At 68.4% G+C, this 16,760-nt stretch carries 10 protein-coding genes; 7 read left to right on the forward strand and 3 right to left on the reverse strand.

Going from position 1 to position 16,760, the window contains the following annotated elements; translation table 11 throughout:
• The first annotated feature begins 92 nt into the window (after nt 1-92).
• Entirely contained in the window at nt 93-1,940 is a 1,848-nt protein-coding gene (locus tag PMI14_RS11595; protein ID WP_007854368.1) for a DUF1963 domain-containing protein, read from the forward strand.
• Nucleotides 1,941-1,966: 26 nt separating this feature from the next.
• Here the strand turns inward: PMI14_RS11595 and PMI14_RS11600 are convergent, their stop codons facing one another.
• Genes PMI14_RS11600 through PMI14_RS11610 form a run of 3 tightly spaced genes read right to left on the reverse strand, consistent with a single transcriptional unit; the run spans nt 1,967 to nt 6,037 of the window.
• Entirely contained in the window at nt 1,967-2,722 is a 756-nt protein-coding gene (locus PMI14_RS11600; protein ID WP_007854371.1) for a GntR family transcriptional regulator, read from the reverse strand.
• A gap of 1 nt (nt 2,723) precedes the next feature.
• Nucleotides 2,724-4,496, reverse strand: coding sequence for a glycerol-3-phosphate dehydrogenase/oxidase (locus PMI14_RS11605; RefSeq protein WP_007854375.1), 1,773 nt, complete (start codon nt 4,494-4,496; stop codon nt 2,724-2,726).
• On the reverse strand, nt 4,493-6,037 hold the full coding sequence (locus PMI14_RS11610) for an FGGY family carbohydrate kinase (RefSeq protein ID WP_007854377.1): 1,545 nt from the start codon (nt 6,035-6,037) through the stop codon (nt 4,493-4,495). Before PMI14_RS11610 ends, PMI14_RS11605 begins: the two co-directional genes overlap by 4 nt.
• Nucleotides 6,038-6,218: 181 nt before the next feature.
• Here PMI14_RS11610 and PMI14_RS11615 point away from each other — a divergent pair, with 181 nt between their 5' ends.
• The 6 genes from PMI14_RS11615 (at nt 6,219) to PMI14_RS11640 (ending at nt 16,605) form a co-directional block, all read left to right on the forward strand.
• Nucleotides 6,219-7,265, forward strand: a complete 1,047-nt coding sequence (locus PMI14_RS11615; protein ID WP_007854385.1) for a substrate-binding domain-containing protein — start codon at nt 6,219-6,221, stop codon at nt 7,263-7,265.
• Nucleotides 7,266-7,276: 11 nt separating this feature from the next.
• Nucleotides 7,277-8,797, forward strand: a complete 1,521-nt coding sequence (locus tag PMI14_RS11620) for a sugar ABC transporter ATP-binding protein (protein ID WP_007854388.1) — start codon at nt 7,277-7,279, stop codon at nt 8,795-8,797.
• Complete coding sequence (locus tag PMI14_RS11625; protein WP_007854392.1) at nt 8,794-9,831, forward strand: ABC transporter permease; 1,038 nt, start codon at nt 8,794-8,796, stop codon at nt 9,829-9,831. The genes PMI14_RS11620 and PMI14_RS11625 overlap by 4 nt, the downstream gene beginning before the upstream one ends.
• Complete coding sequence (locus tag PMI14_RS11630) at nt 9,828-10,835, forward strand: aldo/keto reductase (protein WP_007854394.1); 1,008 nt, start codon at nt 9,828-9,830, stop codon at nt 10,833-10,835. Before PMI14_RS11625 ends, PMI14_RS11630 begins: the two co-directional genes overlap by 4 nt.
• A gap of 35 nt (nt 10,836-10,870) precedes the next feature.
• Nucleotides 10,871-11,725 carry a class I fructose-bisphosphate aldolase gene (locus tag PMI14_RS11635; protein WP_007854399.1) on the forward strand — a complete coding sequence of 285 codons (855 nt, stop codon included), beginning with the start codon at nt 10,871-10,873 and terminating at the stop codon, nt 11,723-11,725.
• A 200-nt stretch (nt 11,726-11,925) separates the two neighbouring features.
• A complete protein-coding gene (locus PMI14_RS11640; RefSeq protein WP_007854400.1) occupies nt 11,926-16,605 on the forward strand; it encodes a LamG-like jellyroll fold domain-containing protein in 4,680 nt (1,559 codons plus the stop codon).
• Nucleotides 16,606-16,760 lie beyond the last annotated feature (155 nt).

Raw genomic sequence — 16,760 nt, forward strand, 5'->3', positions numbered from 1 at the left:
TGACTCCCTGAAAGGGCTCCCGTGCGGGAGCCCTTTTTTCGTGGCGCGGGTTTGTCACAATCGGCCGGGACATTTGCAGACCCGACCGCGCCATGACGCCCACTTCCACCGCCCCGCCCCAGGACGTTTTCCAGATCGGCGCCACGTCGTTCTCGTTCTCCGCAGACTCCAGGGTGGTATTCGAAGACGGCGGCATGCGCTTCGATTTCAAGGCCGAACACGCGCCCGAGCAGGGCAACCCTGCACCGCATCTGTGGTCCAGCGGCCTGTTCCATTTCGACGACCGCGCGGGGGAACCGCACCGGGTGTTCTCCTACCCGCACACCGACCCGGACTCCCCATTCCATCTCTACGTCCAGGGCGTGGCGTACGGTCTGCGCTTTTTCGGCCAGGTCGACCTGGCCCCTGACCGAATCGCCCTGCATGGCGTGCTGCGCCAGGAGCACCATGACGACAGCCAGGGCACGCCCCTGCACCTGGTGCGCCACTTTCCCCGTGGCCAGGTGCGCCCCAAGCCCCGCGACTTCCACAGCCTGCAAGCAGCACAGGCCGTGCCCGCCGACACGGTGCGCCACCTGAGCTTGCGCCAGCAATGGCGGCCGGACACCCCCAGGACGGACCGGTTCCCCGAAGAAGTGCTGGCGTTCACCGCCATCGAGTCGCTGATCCTGGACTATGCCTCCACGGGCCATGCCCGCTTCACGGAACTGCCCGAAGAGATCGGCACGCTGCAGCAACTGACCCGGCTGGACCTGTCAAACACCAGCGTGCAGCACCTGCCCGATGCCATAGGCCAGCTCGGGCAACTGCGCCACCTGGCCATGTCCCACGGAATGCTCACCAGCGTTTCCGAGCAGATCGCCCAGCTGCCCCACCTCGAACGGCTGGACCTGTCCTACAACCGCCTCACCTCGCTGCCCGAGGCCATAGGCCACATGCCGTCGCTCAAGGCATTGAACCTGAGCGGCAATGCCTTCACCTCCCTGCCCGCCTCGATCGATCGCATCGAGAACCTGCAGGTGGACGTGCGCTACCTGCCGCTGTTCCGCGACATGCGCTACCGCCCTGAGATCGACGTGGCCACGAGCGCCGAGCCATTTCTGGCGAGCAGCAGCCCCGCGCATGCCGCCCTGCTGCATGCCGGCCTGGCCCGGCACGGATTGCTGGCCCACGAGCCTGCCCTGCTGCGCCACGCCCGCCAGGCCCTGCGCTGGCGCACCACCCAGCCCGATGCGCCGCCGGTGCGCGGCGGCACCCGCTTTGGCGGCGCGCCGGACCTGCCGCCCGGCCTGCCCTACCCCACCACCGACGGCAAGCCCTGGCACTTCTATGCGCAGCTGGACCTGGACGCCATCGCCGGTCTGCAAAGCTGGCTGCCGCGCACCGGGCGGCTGTACTTCTTTGCCCAGAGCCAGGACCCGTCCGACGGCGTGCGCGTGCTGCACGACACCTCGCCGCGCAGTTCCCTCGTGCCCCACATCTGGGGGACAGAGGTCGATTCGGTGGACGACATCGACGTGTCCCGGGCCTACAGGGGCTACCGGGCCGTGGTGGACGCCACCGTGTCCCTGCCCATCCTCTACAACGCCCATGGGCGCTACACGGGGGACGACGCAGGGCTCATGGATATCCACGGGGACGACGCGCTGAGCGAGGTCTACAACACCCTGGCCGAGGAGCTGTCGTTCAGCCCGGACAACCAGCACGGCGTGCACCTGCAGAACGCCTTTGTCTTCACCCAGCACGACAGCCCCGAGGAGCAATCCGTGGCGCTGCAGCGCGGCAACCCCGGCGAGTGGGTGAACCTGCTGCGCCTGGGCTCCGACCGGCACCCGGGCTTCGAGTTCTGGGACGCCGGCACCCTGACCTTCACCATCCACCGCAAGGACCTGGCCCTCTGCGATTTCTCGCGCGTGCTGGGTTTTATCGAGAGTTCCTGATCGACCGAGAGAGCGTTGCGGTCCGCTCAGGTCGTGGTCTGCACGTGCAGGCGGCTGGACTTGCAGCGGTGCAAGGCGTTGTAGTACTCCAGGCGCCGGCCATTGGCGCCATAGGCGATCGACTCGATGCGCAGCAGCGGCTCGGGGTGTTCCAGCTGCAGCAGCGTGCAGGTCTCGGCGTCGGGCAGCACGGCATCGATCCAGCGCTCGGCGCGCACCAGGCGCACACCGTACTGGCGGCGCAGCACGTCGTACAGCGAGCGGTCATCGAGGCGCATGCGGTGCAGGCCGGGCGCCAGGTCGGCGGGAACCACGGTTTCCACCAGCAGGCGCAACTCGCCGTCCACGCTGCGCAGCCGCTTGAGCGCCACCACCTGGGTATCGTCGGTGAGGCCCAGTGCGCTGATCTCCTGCGGCGTGGGGTCGCGCAGCTGCTGCGACAGGATCTGGGTGCGCACCGAGCGGCCCTTGCGCTCCATTTCGTCGGAGAAGCCGAGCACGGTGGAGACGAAGTCCTCGTCGCGCTCGCGCGCCGCGACAAACGCGCCGCGGCCCTTGATCTTGTAGATCAGGTTGTTGCGCACCAGGTCGGCCAGCGCCTCGCGCACCACGATGCGCGAGATGCCGAACTGCTCGCCGAGCTCGGCCTCGGAGGGCAGCTTGGCGCCGATGGCCAGTTCGCCCTGCAGTATCTGCAGGCGCAGGGCATCGCGGAACTGCGCCCACAGGGGCGATTCGGAGTTGCGGTCGAGCAGGGGCTGGAGTTCGGTCGGTGAATTCACGTCAGGACGGGCTCAGGGCCGGATGGATGGTCAATGATGCATGGAAAGCCGGCGCCGCATCGGAATCGGGGACTGCGGGGGCCAGGCGCACGCCATGGCGCTCGCGCAGTGCGGTGGTGCAATTGTGCAGTTCCTGCCGTTCGCGCTCCGCATTCCAGCCCAGCGCCTGTGCGGCGATGCCCGCCATTTCGGCCAGCGCCGCATCCGTGACGAGGCCGCGGATGGCCAGCAGCGTGCGCCGGATCACCAGGTCGTCGAGGTGGATCACGCCGGTTTCGGTGCACAGCCAGGCCACCTCAGCCGCCGAGTAGTCGGGTGCATGCTGCAGCGGCACGTCGCCTGCCACTTTGAAATGCTGGGCCATGCGCAAGGCCTGGGAGCCGTAGCGGCGCAGCAGTGCCTGGGCGCGGACACGGCCCAGGCCGGAATCCTGGGCGATGCGGTCGATGAAACGCTCGGTCGCCTGCCCGCCCTGCGGCATGTCGGTGCCGCCGCCAATGGGCAGTTGCCGGGTCGAGGCCGTGCGCCCGCGCCCCAGCAGGCGCAGCACCTCGTCGGTGGCCTCCTCGGCCAGCGCGCGGAAGGTGGTCCACTTGCCGCCCACCAGGCCCACGACCGGGATATCGCGCGATGGCGAGGGAGGGTCGATCACCACCGAATGGTCGCGCGAGATCTGTCCCGGCTTGTCGGCGTCCGAGCGCGCCAGCGGCCGCACGCCCACATAGGTGTAGACCACGTCGCGGCGGCCGAAGGCCAGGTTGGGGAACACCTCGCCCAGCACCTCGAGCAGGTAGTCCACTTCGGCCGGTTCGGTGGCGATCTGGTCGGGGTCGTCCACCGGGATGTCGGTGGAGCCCACCAGCACCCGGTCCAGGAAGGGGTAGACGATGCACACGCGCCCGTCCAACGCCTCGAAATAGGCCATGCGCCCGCCCAGTGCGTCGCGCAGCAGGGGGTGGTCGAGCACCAGGTGCGAGCCCTTGGTGCCCATCACGCGCGGCCCCGCGCCGCCCAGCAGTTCAGTGCTGCGGTCCAGCCAGGCGCCGCTGGCATTGACCACCGTGTCGGCCGTCACCTGCACCACCTCGCCCGTGACTTCGTCGCGCAGCGTGAGGGTCTTGCCCGCGCAGCCCATCACGCGGCAGTGGTTGCTGGCCGCCGAGCGCGGCTGGTCGCGGCAGGCGTCGCGCACCAGCTCCAGCACCAGCCATTCGGGGTGGCTGATCCAGGCGTCGAAGAAGGTCGCCGTCCAGCGCACGGCCGCGCGAAACAGCAGGCGGTCGGCCGGCTGCACACGGCTGATGCGGTGGTTGGGCATCACGCGCTGGCGCCGGCCCAAGAGGTCGTACAGGCGCAGCCCCGTGGCCACGGCCAGCAGGCCGCGCGTGCGCTGGGGCGGGGTGCGGCCCAGGAACTTGAGCGCGCTGCTCATGAGCCCGCCGAAGAAGCTCGACAGCGGCACCACGGTCTTGAGCGGCTGCACCAGGTGCGGCGCGTTGCGCAAGAGCAGGTTGCGCTCGCGCGTGGCCTCGGCCACCAGCGAGAAGCTGCCGCTTTCCAGGTAGCGCAGGCCGCCGTGGATCATGCGCGAAGGCGCGCTGCTGGCTCCGGCGCTGAAGTCGCCTTTGTCGACGATGAGGCAGTCCACGCCCTGCAGCGAGAGGTCGCGGAACACGCCCACGCCGTTGATGCCGGCGCCCACGATCACGGTGGAGAAATGGCGACCCGCCACGGCGGCCGGGCGCACGAATGGCAGGGGGGTGGAGGCGCTCATGGCAAGGCCTCCACGCGCTGCGGCGGGACGGGGGCCGCCGTCGCCGCGGGGGGCTGTGGCGCTCGCTCGGGCGCGTGGCCGGCCAGATGGCCGAAGACAGGGGACATGGTGGCGATCAGTTCGTTGAAGGAGGCGTTGAAATCCGCGTGGGCACGCGCCTGGCTGGCATCGGGCTCGACCGTGTCGCAGTTCGCATGCAAGGGATGGGGGTCGATGCCCTGGGACCGGGCGGCATAGATCGCCGCGCCACGGGCACCGGTTTCGTCGTCTGCACAGCGCTCCACCGGGTGCCCCAGCAGGCCCGCCAGCAGGCGCACCAGGCGGGTATCGCTGGCGCCGCCGCCCAGCACGGTGGAAGCCGAGACCGGCAAGCCCCCAGCCGCCAGCCGCGCCGTGTGGCGTGCATGCAGGGCCGCCACCGCATCGACCACGGCACGCGCCATGTCGCCGCGAGTGTGGTGGCTCTTGAGGCCCACGAAGCCCGCCGTGACGCCACCTCCGCCGTTCACGAAGGGCAGGAAGCGCAATCCGCCGGCCCCCAGGGGCACGGACATCGCCAGGTCGACCACCGCACGCGCATCGGGCAAGCCCAGCACGCCGGCCAGCCAGGCGATGTTGGCCATCGACGAGGGGCTGTTCTCCATGTACAGGCGCCGGTCGCGGGGACCGAAGTTCACGGTGGAGGCCACGTCGGGCAGAGGTTCGAGCACCGGCCCGATCACGGCATTCACGCACCAGGTGCCCAGCACCGACACCGCACGGCCCCGCTCTTCGGCTCGCACGGCCGTCATCGCGGCCAGCAGGTCGATGGCGCCCATGGCCACGGGAATGCCCACGGGCAGGCCATGCGCGGATGCCGCCGATGGCTGCAACGTGCCGATCACCTCGCCACTGCGCACCAGTGGCCCGAAAGCCTGCGGCCCCAGACCGGCGATGCCCGGGGCGGAAAAGGCCAGCGGCGACCAGTCGCCGCTGGCCACGGACAGCAGGCCTGCCGTGCTGGCGTCGCTGGCGTCGGTGGCGATCTGGCCGGTGAGCAGAAAGCCCACATAGTCCTTGGCGAACATCAGGCGCTGCAGCGCGCCGCTGCGCACGGCATCGCTGCCCAGCAGCTCGGCGGCGATCACGGTGGGCTGGCCGGGCCAGGGCTGGCAGCCGACGTCTGCCAGCAGCTGCGGCCCGTGGCTGGCGGCCAGGGACTGGGCGCGTGCGCCGGCGCGCTGGTCGGTCGAGGCCACGGCGCGCCCGCCTGCGAGTTCACAGCGCGCATCCAGCGCGTACAGGCCTGCGCCATGCCCCGTGCAGCCGATGGCGCGCACGTCGGCCACGCGGCGGCCCAGTTGGTGGGCCACATCGCGCAGCACGGCGGACAGGGCCGAACGGAGCATGGGCTCGCCCACTTCGCAGCCACCGCCTGGCAGGCGGTCGTGCTGCAGGGGCATGCGGGACAGGGCGACGGTGCGGCCGCTCGCGGCCTCCAGGGCCAGGGCTTTGAGGCTGCTCGACCCGAGGTCGATGCCGATCAGTAGTTGGGTCTTCATGTCATAACAGCTTCCGCCGAACCAGCGGGTATATCCAGTAGTGTTTCCCCTAACTATCTGGAGATTCGATCCACGCTTACATTCTACCTGTCATAACAACTGTCGTGACACCAAGCACCCCATCGCAGCCCTGGAGAAAGCAGCATCCCATGCTGCACCGTTCAACAAGAGGAGACAAAAAATGAGGCGTAATTTCCTGAAGTCCGCAGCCGCCGCCGGTATCGGCCTGGCCGGCACCAGCGCATTCGCGCAGCAGCCGGCAGCGGCCCCCGCCGCAGCGGGCGGCCTGCGCGGCAACCCCAGCGACGTCTACGTGATGAACGTGATGGTCTCGGGCGTGGAGTACTGGTTCCCGGTCTACGAAATGATGAAGCAGCTGGGCCGCACCCTGGGCGTGCGCACCCGCTATACCGGCACGCCGGAATACGACGTGAACAAGCAGCTGGCGTCGTTCGAGCAGGAGCTGGCCCGCAAGCCCGCCGGCATCCTGCTGCACCCCATGAACCCCGACCCGTTCATCGAACCCATCAACCGCGCCGCGGCGATGGGGATTCCGGTGGTCACCTTCGCAGCCGACTCGCCCAACTCCAAGCGCACGTCCTTCATCACTTCGGACAACGAGCGTGAAGGCGCGCAGGCGGCCGACGCGATCGCGGCATCCCTGAACGGCAAGGGCGAGTTCGCCGTGCTGGAAAACCCCGGCCAGGACAACCACGACCGCCGCATCGCCGCCTTCATCAACCGCATGAAGACCAAGCACCCCGGCATGAAGCTGGTGGGCCGCGCCGCGAGCAACCAGGACCCGAACAAGGCCTACCAGGCCGTGCAGAGCCTGGCGCAGGCCAACCCCAACCTGGGCGCTCTGTTCATGCCCGAGGCCAACTCGGCCCTGGGTGCGGCACAGGCCAAGGTGGAGACCAAGAAGAACATCAAGGTGATGTGCTGCGACGTGAACGCCAAGATCCTGGACATGATCAAGTCCGGCGACGTGTTCGGCGCCATCAACCCCAACCAGGGCATGCAGGGCTACATGGGCATGATGATGCTGTTCCTGGCCAAGAACCCCGGCCTCATCGACCCGATGAACGACGCCAAGCGCAACGGCACCAACCCCATGGCCGTGCCCTTCCTGGACAACGGCCTGGCCGTGGTCAGCAAGGCCAACGCCGACGACTTCTACTGGGACAAGTACCTCGCCCGCCGCGGCACCAAGGGCATCAGCGAGTGAGCACCACCACCATGGGCGCTCCCCTGCTCGCGCTGCGTGGCATCTGCAAGCGCTTCGGCGCTTCGCATGCGCTCTCGGGCGTGGACTTCTCGCTGCAGGCGGGCGAGATCCACGCCCTGTGCGGCGAGAACGGCGCGGGCAAGTCCACGCTGATGAACATCATCGATGGCATCCACCAGCCGGACGCGGGCGAGATCCTGCTCGACGGCCGCGTGGTGACCATCGATGGTCCGGCCCAGGCCATGCGCCTGGGTATCGGCCTGGTGCACCAGGAGATCGCCCTGTGCGCCGACGCCACCGTGGCCGAGAACATCTTCATGCCCGAGATCAATGCCGGCGGGCAGGCCTGGATGGACTACGCCGGCCTCAACGCACGTGCCACCCAGGTGCTCAGGCGCCTGGGCCAGGACATCGACCCCGCCGCCTGCGCGGGGGACCTGCCCATCTCCAGCCAGCAGCTGATCGAGATCGCCAAGGCGCTCACGCTCGACTGCAAGGTGCTGATCCTCGACGAGCCGACCGCCGCCCTCACCGACAACGAGTCGGCCGCCCTCTTCCGGGTGCTGCACGACCTCAAGGACCAGGGCATAGCCATCATCTACATTAGCCACCGCATGGCCGAGATCTTTGCGCACTGCACGCGCGTGACCGTGCTGCGCGATGGCCGCAACGTGCATTCGGGGCCGCTGGCCGAGCTCGATGCCGACGGCCTGGTGCGCCGCATGGTCGGGCGCGACCTGGGCAACTACTACCCGCCCAAGCAGCAGGACGCAGACCGCGGCGAGCATGTGCTCGAAGTGGGCGACCTGGCCGACGGCGAGCGCGTGCATGGCGTCTCGTTCACCGTGCAGCGCGGCGAGATCCTGGGCGTCGCCGGGCTCATGGGCGCCGGGCGCAGCGAGCTGGCGCAGACGCTGTGCGGCCTGCGCCCCGCCACCGGCGGCAGCGTGCGCCTCAACGGCAAGCAGCTCGCCATCCGCAAATACAGCGACGCGCTGCGCGACGGCATTGCCTACCTCAGCGAGGACCGCAAGGCTGCAGGCGTCTACCTGGACCTGCCGATCGCGCAGAACATCGCCTCCATGGCGCTGGCGCGCGTGAGCTCGCGCTTCGGCCTGCTGCAGCGTGCGGCCGAGCACCGGCTGGCGCAGGAGCTGGGCGCGCGGCTGAAGCTCAAGTCCGACGGCGTGCAGATCGAGGTGGCCAGCCTTTCGGGCGGCAACCAGCAGAAGGTGGCGATTGCCAAGCTGCTGGCGACCAACCCCGCGGTGCTGCTGATGGACGAGCCCACGCGCGGCGTGGACGTGGGTGCCAAGTCGGAGATCCACCACATCCTGCGCGACCTGGCCTGCCAGGGCGTGGGCGTGGTGGTGATCTCCTCGGAGCTGCCCGAGATCATCGGGCTGTGCGACCGGGCCCTGGTGATCCGCGATGGCCGCGTCGCGGGCGAGGTGCAAGGCAAGGACATGACGGAAGAGGCCCTGCTGCGGCTGGCTTCGGGACTGGAACGACAACAAGAGGAGATGGCATGAATCACCCCGCACAACTGGATGCCGGCAGCGTGGCCGGCCTGCAGCCCCTGCGCGAGAAACCCCAGGGAGGGCCCGGCAAGCCGGGCGGAACCAGGCTGACCAGCATGCGCGAGATGGGCCTTCTGGTCATCATCCTGGTGCTGTGCATCGGCATGAGCTTCGCCTCGCCCTACTTCCTGACCTGGGACAACATCCGCGCCATGCTGCTCTCGTTTTCCATCGAGGGCATCGTGGTCGTGGGCATGACCATCCTGCTCATCGTGGGCGGCATCGACCTGTCGGTGGGTTCGGTGGTGTGCTTTGCGATGGTGGTCACGGGCAAGCTGTTCCTGATGGGGTTCGACCCCTGGACGGCCGGGCTCATCGCGATCGCTGCCAGCGCCCTCATCGGGGCCATGATCGGCGGCTGCGTGGTGCGCATCGGGCTCAACCACTTCATCGCCTCGCTGGCCTTCATGGTCATCGTGCGCGGCCTGTGCCTGGCGCTCACCCAGGGCACGCCGCAGTCGCTGTTCTCGCTGCCGGCCTCGTTCAAGTTCATCGGTCAGGGCACGTTGTTCGGCATTCCGGCGGTGATCCTGATCTTCCTTTTCATTGTGGTGGTCAGCGACTTCGTGCTGCGCCGCGCCAGCCTGCTGCGCCGCGTGTTCTACACCGGCAGCAACGAGAAGGCGGCGCTGTACTCGGGCATCCGCGTGGGCCACGTGAAGTTCTGGGTCACGGTGCTGTGCGCGGCCTCGGCCGGCCTGGCCGGGGTGATCTACACCGCGCGTTTCGGCGCAGCCACGCCGACCTTCGGCGTGGGCATGGAGCTCAACGTGATTGCCGCAGCCGTGATCGGCGGCGCCAGCCTCAAGGGCGGCTCGGGCACGGTGCTCGGTGCCGTGCTGGGCCTGGCCCTGCTCTCGGTGGTGACCAGCTCGCTGATCCTGCTGGACGTGTCGCCGTACTGGCAGGACGTGATCAAGGGCCTGATCCTGCTGGCCGCCGTGACCATCGACCACCTCATGAACACCCGAAAGACCAAGCGATGAATGCCGTGATGATGAACGCAGCGATGAAGACCACCACCCTGGGCCCTTCGGGCATCCAGTGCTCGGCCATCGGCCTCGGTACCTGGGCCATGGGCGGCTGGATGTGGGGCGGCCAGGACAGTGCCGCCGCCACCGAAGCCATTGCCGCCTCGCTCGATGCCGGGGTGACGCTGATCGACACCGCACCAGCCTATGGCCTGGGCGCCTCCGAGCAGCTCGTCGGCGCGGCGCTCAAGGGCCGCCGCCACGAGGCCGTGATCGCCACCAAGTGCGGCCTGGTCTGGCATACGCAGCAGGGCACGCACTTCTTCGACGAGGATGGCCACCCCGTGCACCGGCACCTGGGCCGCGCATCGATCTTCCACGAGGCCGAGGAGAGCCTGAAACGCCTGCAGACCGACTACATCGACCTGTACATCACCCATTGGCAGGACAGCACCACGACGGTCGAAGAGACCATGGACGCCCTGCTCGATCTCAAGAAGCAGGGCAAGATCCGCGCCATCGGCGTGAGCAACGTGGATGCACCGACCCTGGCCGAGTACCTGCGCCATGGCCCCGTGGATGCCGCGCAGGAGCGCTACAGCCTGATCGACCGCGAGATCGAGCAGACCCTGCTGCCGCTGTGCGGCCGCAACAACGTCGCCATCTTGGGCTATTCCTCGCTGGCACTGGGCCTGCTGGCCGGCCCCATCGATCCGGCGCGCCAGTTCACGGGCGATGACCAGCGCGCCAGCAATCCGCGCTTCAGCGCGGCCAACCGCGCCCGGCTCAAGGCCTTCTTCGACGAGCTGGGGCCCCTGCGCCGGCAATTCGGCTGTTCCTTCGGCCAGTTGATGATTGCCTGGACGCTGGCCAGCGGCAGCGTGTCGGTGGCGCTGTGCGGTGCGCGCACGCGGGCGCAGGCCACCGAGAACGCGACCGCCGGCGCGCTGGAACTGCCCGAGGAGGCCGTGCAGCGCATCGACGACGCCGCAAGCGCCCACCTGAAGGCCCTGGCCTGACCCGTATCCATCCCCCAACCCAAGGACTTCTTCGTATGTCGAAAGACAAGACCGCACGCCTGAACCGCCTGCTCACCAACGGCCGCTGCCTGGACATCGCGCTCGACCATGGCGTGTGCAACGAGCCCAGCTTCCTCAACGGCCTGGAAGACATGCCCCAGGTGATGGACAAGCTCGTGGCCGCCGCGCCCGATGCCATCCAGCTCAACTACGGCCAGGCCGACCTGCTGCAGGACCGCCCGGGCCGCAACAAGCCGGCGCTGGTGATGCGCATCGACATGGGCAACCCCTACAACGCCACCGCCCACCGCGTGATGTGGGCCCTGCTGCAGAACGAGCACGACCCGGTGCTGCCGGCCGTGCAGCGCGATGCAGCCTGCGTGGTGGTCAACCTGTTCATGCTGCCCAATGAACCCGACCTGTTCCGCCAGTGCGTGCAGAACATCGCGCGCGTGCGCGCCGACTGCGACCGCTACGGCATGCCGCTGATGATCGAGCCACTGGTGATGCGCCCGCACAGCGACCAGGGCGGCTACATGGTCGATGGCGACGCCGAGAAGATCGTCACCCTGGTGCGCCTGGCGCGCGAGATGGGTGCCGATATCGTCAAGGCCGACCCGACCACCGACCCCGCCGAATTCCACCGCGTGGTGCAGGCCGCGCGCTGCCCGGTGCTGGTGCGCGGCGGCGGCCGCGAAGACCTGCAGCAGGTGTTCGCACGCTCGCGCGTGCTGCTGGACCAGGGGGCCGTGGGCATGGTCTACGGCCGCAACGTGTACCAGCACGCCAAGCCCTCGGCCGTGGTCGATGCGCTGATGGCCATGATCCACCGCGGCGCCAGCGCGGCAGCCGCCTGGGACATCTACAGCACGGGAACACACGCATCCTGACGCAGCGAAAACACCGCGCGCGCAAGGCCGCGCACTGAAGAGCACAGAAAAAAGAAAAGAAGAGAGGGAGCCCAGGAGAAAGAGCCCTGCGGCCGGTGGCGGTGATGCCACCGGCCGGCGTGCCTGCGCGCGCCTTCGAAAGGCTGTCGGAAAGATCGAGGAAGAAGGTTCACCAAGAACCACACACACAGGAGACGACGATGAAAATCCGGTATTACCTGATGGCACTGCTGTTGCCGTTCGCCACCTTGCTCACGCATGCGGCGATCACGGGGGTCAACCCCATGACCACCCTTACCACCATGGCGGCTGCGGTCACGCAGGCCGCCGAGGTTCCGCTGCCGCTGCAGGGGCCGGGCCTGGGCAATCTCACCTACACCTCGGCCGAGCTGTTCAAGCCGGTCTCCATGATCACACGCGCCTCGGGCGACGTGCCGGCCACCTACCCCGGCCGCAAGGACTATGGGCTCAACGTGGGCATCATGCTCAACGGCTATTTTCTGACCTCCTTCGCGCCCGACAGCGGCCTGGGCCCCGGCGGCTTTCTGCTGTACGACGTGTCCAACCCGCGCGCCATCGTGCTCGCCAAGAAGATCTACGAGCCCGAGGGCCGCACCAAGGAGTTCCGCGAGGCCCATGCCTTCGGCACCGCGAAGATCGGCGGCAAGCAGTACGTGGTGGTGCCCAGCATCAAGGGCATCGAGTTCTGGGACTTCAGCGACATCAACAACATCCAGCAGGTCAAGAAACTGGCACTGCCCACCGTCAACGGCGGCGACTACACCAACGTGGCCTGGCAGCTGTGGTGGCAGGCGCCCTACGTGTACGTGGCCTCGGCCAACGACGGCGTCTACATCGTGGATGCCAGCGACCCGGCCAACGCCGTGATCGCCAACCGCGGCGCGGGCAAGCCCAACCCCGTGCCCACCGGCGAGCTCGGTGGCTTTCGCGTCGGGCCCATCTTCACCATGGGCAACCACATGGTGCTGACCTCGATGGACAACACCGATGGTTTTGCGAGCCTCGATATCTCCGACCCGCTCAACCCCAAGGTGCTGGACACCGTGGGCTCCAACCCCAACTACTACGCCACCTGCTTCGACGGCAAGAATCTGCACGCCTCGGCCCGCGGTGGCGGCGCCAGGATGTACAGCTACGACCTGTCCGACCGCACGCAGTTCGTGGTGGAGGACAACCGCCTCGTCATCGACGAGCAGCTGTACTGCGGCATGCAGGACCACTACGTGTTCCAGGGCGCGCAGTTCAAGGTGCACAAGGTGGACGTGAGCAACCCGCTCAACCACGTCGAAGTGGGCCAGGGCAGCCTGTTCGCCACCAACGACCCCGAGTACTCGCACTCCGACCATGGCCAGGTGGCGCCCATGGGCAACCTGCTGTTCATCGGCAACGACCACGGCTCGGGCAGCGGCTTCATCGTGCACCAGACGGCGCGCGACACCACGCCGCCCGCGGTCAAGCAGACCTCGCCCACCAACGGCGCCAAGCAGCAGGCGCTGACCTCGCGAATCGGCGTGGGCCTGACGGACAGCATCCTGCCCGAGAGCGTGCACGCCGGCACCTTCATCGTGCGCCCGGTCAACGGCAACGCCCTGGCCGGCACCTACAGCGTGCAACTGGGCATCATCAACTTCCACCCCACGCAGCCCCTGGCGGCCGGCACCAGCTATGAGATCGTGCTCACGGCTGGCGGGGTGAAAGACTATGCGGGCAACGGCATCGCGGCCGAGTACAAGGCCGTGTTCCACACCGGCAACGCCACCGACATCAGCCTCATGAACCACTGGCCGCTGTCGAGCACCCTGACCGACGAGATCGGTGCCAACAACGGCACGGCCTCGGCGGCCGACCAGTTCAGCAGCATCGGCCTGAACTTCGCGCAGCGCACGGGCGGCGTGCCGCTCAAGAACGAAGGCGTGGCCACCGCCCTGGGCGGCACAGCCTCGCTGGCCTTCTACATGAAGACCACGCAGAACGGTTCGGCCAACGCCTGGACGGCGCCCGGGCTCTTCGGGCGCGACCAGTCGGGCGGCGCCGATGACGTGTTCTGGGGCTGGATCGACAACACCGGCCGGCTCAACCTCTCGGTGGGCAACGTGGCGGGCAACAACCCCGGCACCCGCTCCACCGCGGCCGTGAACGATGGCAACTGGCACCATGTGGTGATGACGCGCGACGCGGCCTCGGGCGCGCAGACGCTGTACATCGACGGCGCCAAGACCAGCTCCACCGGGCTCACGGGCACCAAGGGCCTGTCCAACAAGTTCGCGCTGCTCGGGCAGATCCAGGGCAACGCCGACTTCTTCCGCGGCAGCCTGGCCGACGTGCGGGTCTACGGGCGCGTGCTCAGCGATGCCGATGTCACGCAGCTGCGCTCGCAGGCCATCATCGGCGATGCCGGTGTGAGCGGCGGTCCACAGTTGGTGAACGGGCAACTGAGTTTCGACCCGACCCGGCTGGGCGGTGGCACGGGCGTCACCTACCGCTGGAACTTCGGCAACGGCACGCAGACCGCCTTCTCGTCCCAGGCCAACACCACCTACAGCTACAACCGCCCCGGCCACTACACGGTGACCCTGACGGTGCGCAACGCGGCGGGCCAGGACACCTTCTACACCTACAACGTGACCGTGATCTTCCCGACCACGGCCACGGCGCCCACGCACTCGAGCAACATCGTCGGCGATGCCAACAGCGTCTATGCGGTGAACCCCGACAGCGGCACGGTGGCGGCCATCGATGCGCTGGCCCTGACCAAGCGCTGGGAGACGCGCGTGGGCGACGAACCCAAGACCCTGGCGCGTGCACCGGACGGCCGCATCTGGGTCACCGTGCAGGGCGAGGACAAGCTCGTGGCGCTGAACCCGGCCGATGGCAGCATCGCGGCCACGGTGAACCTGCCCTACGGCAGCGGCCCCTATGGCGTGACCTTCACACCCAATGGCAGCAAGGGCCTGCTGACGCTGGAGAGCAAATCCACGCTGGTCGCCTTCGACCCGGCCAACGGCAACACCACGGGCACCCTGGCGCTGGAGGGCGACCTGCGCGGCATCGCGGTGGCGGCCGATTCGCAGACGGTCTACGTCACGCGCTTCAAGTCGAAGATGACGGGCGGGCAATTGCACAAGGTGGGCCTGAGCACCATGGGCCTGCTGTCCACCATCGCCCTGCCGGTGGACACGACCACGATCGACACCGAGAACAGTTCGCGCGGCGTGGCCAACTACCTGAGCCAGGTGGTGATCTCGCCCGATGGCTCGCGCGCCGTGCTGCCCGGCAAGAAGGACAACATCGTGCGCGGGCGCTTCCGCGACGGTGGCGACCTGCTGCACGACCAGACGGTGCGCTCCATCCTCTCGCAGGTCGACCTGGCGCAGGCCACGCACCTGCTGCCCGAGCAGATCGACTTCGACGACCGGGCGCCAGCACGCGCCGCCCTCTTCTCCCCTGCGGGCGACTACCTGTTCGTAGCACAGATGGAAGGCAACAACATCGCCATCGTCGATGCCTACACCCGCGCCGTGCGCGGAGAGATCAACGCCAGCAGCGCGCCCCACGGCCTGTACCTGGACACTGCGCGCAAGCGGCTGTTCGTGAACAATTTCCTCGCGCGTTCGGTCACCGTGCACGACGTGGCCGACGTGCTGGCCTCGCGCAGCGCGGCGGCGGTGTTCCTGCAGAACGTGGCCACGGTGGCGCAGGAGCCCCTGGCGGCAGCGGCGCTGCGCGGCAAGCTGGTGTTCTACAACGCGGCCGACCGGCGCATGAGCAAGGACAACTACATGTCCTGCGCGAGCTGCCACGCAGACGGCGGTGACGACGGCATGGTCTGGGACTTCACCCAGCGCGGCGAGGGCCTGCGCCGCACCATCAGCCTGCAGGGCCGGCGCGGCACTGGCCACGGCAAGCTGCACTGGAGCGCCAACTTCGACGAGGTGCAGGACTTCGAGAACGACATGCGCAGCGCCTTCGGCGGCACGGGCTTCCTGAGCGACGCGGACTTTGCTGCCACCAGCGACCCGCTGGGCACGCCCAAGGCGGGCCGCAACACGCAGCTCGACGACCTGGCGGCCTACCTGGCCTCGCTCAACAAGTACATGCGCAGCCCGGTGCGCGCGGCCGATGGCAGCCTCACGGTGGAGGCAGCGCGTGGGCAGACCCTGTTCGCCAACGCCAACTGCGCCAGCTGCCATGCGGGCGGCACCTTCCAGGACGGCCTCAGGCACGATGTGGGCAGCATCCAGGCCTCCTCGGGCAAGGGCGCCAACCAGCCGCTGGCCGGGGTGGGCTTCGACACGCCCACGCTGATTGGCAGCTGGGCCGCCAGGTCCTACCTGCACAACGGCCAGAAGGCCAGCGTGCTCGACGTGATCGCCGGCGGCCACGGCAACGTGGCCGGCCTGCCCGCGGCCGACCGGCAGGCGCTGGCCGACTACGTGCGCTCGCTGGACACCGCGTCGGAGTTCACCACGCGCCTGCGCTCCAGCCAGAGCACGCTGTGCGTCAACATCCGCGGGGCTTCGGCCGCCAGCGGCGCGGTTGCCATCCAATGGCCCTGCGGCACGGCGAACAACGAGACCTTCACGGTGCGCAACCTGGCGGGCGGCTATGTGCAGCTGGTGGCCAAGCACAGCAACCTGTGCCTGGCGCAGGACAGCGCAGCCACCAGCGGCGCGGGGGTCGTGCAACTGGCCTGCACGGTGGGCAACACGGCGCAGTGGACGCTGTCGGGATCGACCGTGCGCAACCGCGCATCGGGCGCCTGCCTGGACGTGCCCAACAACTCCACGGCGCAGGACACTCCCCTGCTCACCTGGACCTGCAACGGCGGCAACAACCAAAACTGGAACCAGCTGCCCTGAGCCCCCGGGCCGGTATTTCTTGAGCCCGCGGCTGCCATGCAGCCGCGGGCTTTTTTCATGCCGGCGTGCTCGCGCAACTGTTTTCAAAACTGGAACAGTCAGTTCGCGACTGGATGGTTTTTCCGTGGACACCCAAGGCGTACAGTTCATCCATC

The organism is Acidovorax sp. CF316 (genome assembly GCF_000276605.1).
Lineage (GTDB): Bacteria > Pseudomonadota > Gammaproteobacteria > Burkholderiales > Burkholderiaceae_C > Acidovorax.

Coding starts and splice junctions, on each gene's coding strand:
- PMI14_RS11595 (WP_007854368.1), top strand. CDS start 93: ATGACGCCCACTTCCACCGCCCCGCCCCAGGACGTTTTCCAGATCGGC.
- PMI14_RS11605 (WP_007854375.1), bottom strand. CDS start 4,496: ATGAGCGCCTCCACCCCCCTGCCATTCGTGCGCCCGGCCGCCGTGGCG.
- PMI14_RS11610 (WP_007854377.1), bottom strand. CDS start 6,037: ATGAAGACCCAACTACTGATCGGCATCGACCTCGGGTCGAGCAGCCTC.
- PMI14_RS11615 (WP_007854385.1), top strand. CDS start 6,219: ATGAGGCGTAATTTCCTGAAGTCCGCAGCCGCCGCCGGTATCGGCCTG.
- PMI14_RS11620 (WP_007854388.1), top strand. CDS start 7,277: ATGGGCGCTCCCCTGCTCGCGCTGCGTGGCATCTGCAAGCGCTTCGGC.
- PMI14_RS11625 (WP_007854392.1), top strand. CDS start 8,794: ATGAATCACCCCGCACAACTGGATGCCGGCAGCGTGGCCGGCCTGCAG.
- PMI14_RS11630 (WP_007854394.1), top strand. CDS start 9,828: ATGAATGCCGTGATGATGAACGCAGCGATGAAGACCACCACCCTGGGC.
- PMI14_RS11635 (WP_007854399.1), top strand. CDS start 10,871: ATGTCGAAAGACAAGACCGCACGCCTGAACCGCCTGCTCACCAACGGC.
- PMI14_RS11640 (WP_007854400.1), top strand. CDS start 11,926: ATGAAAATCCGGTATTACCTGATGGCACTGCTGTTGCCGTTCGCCACC.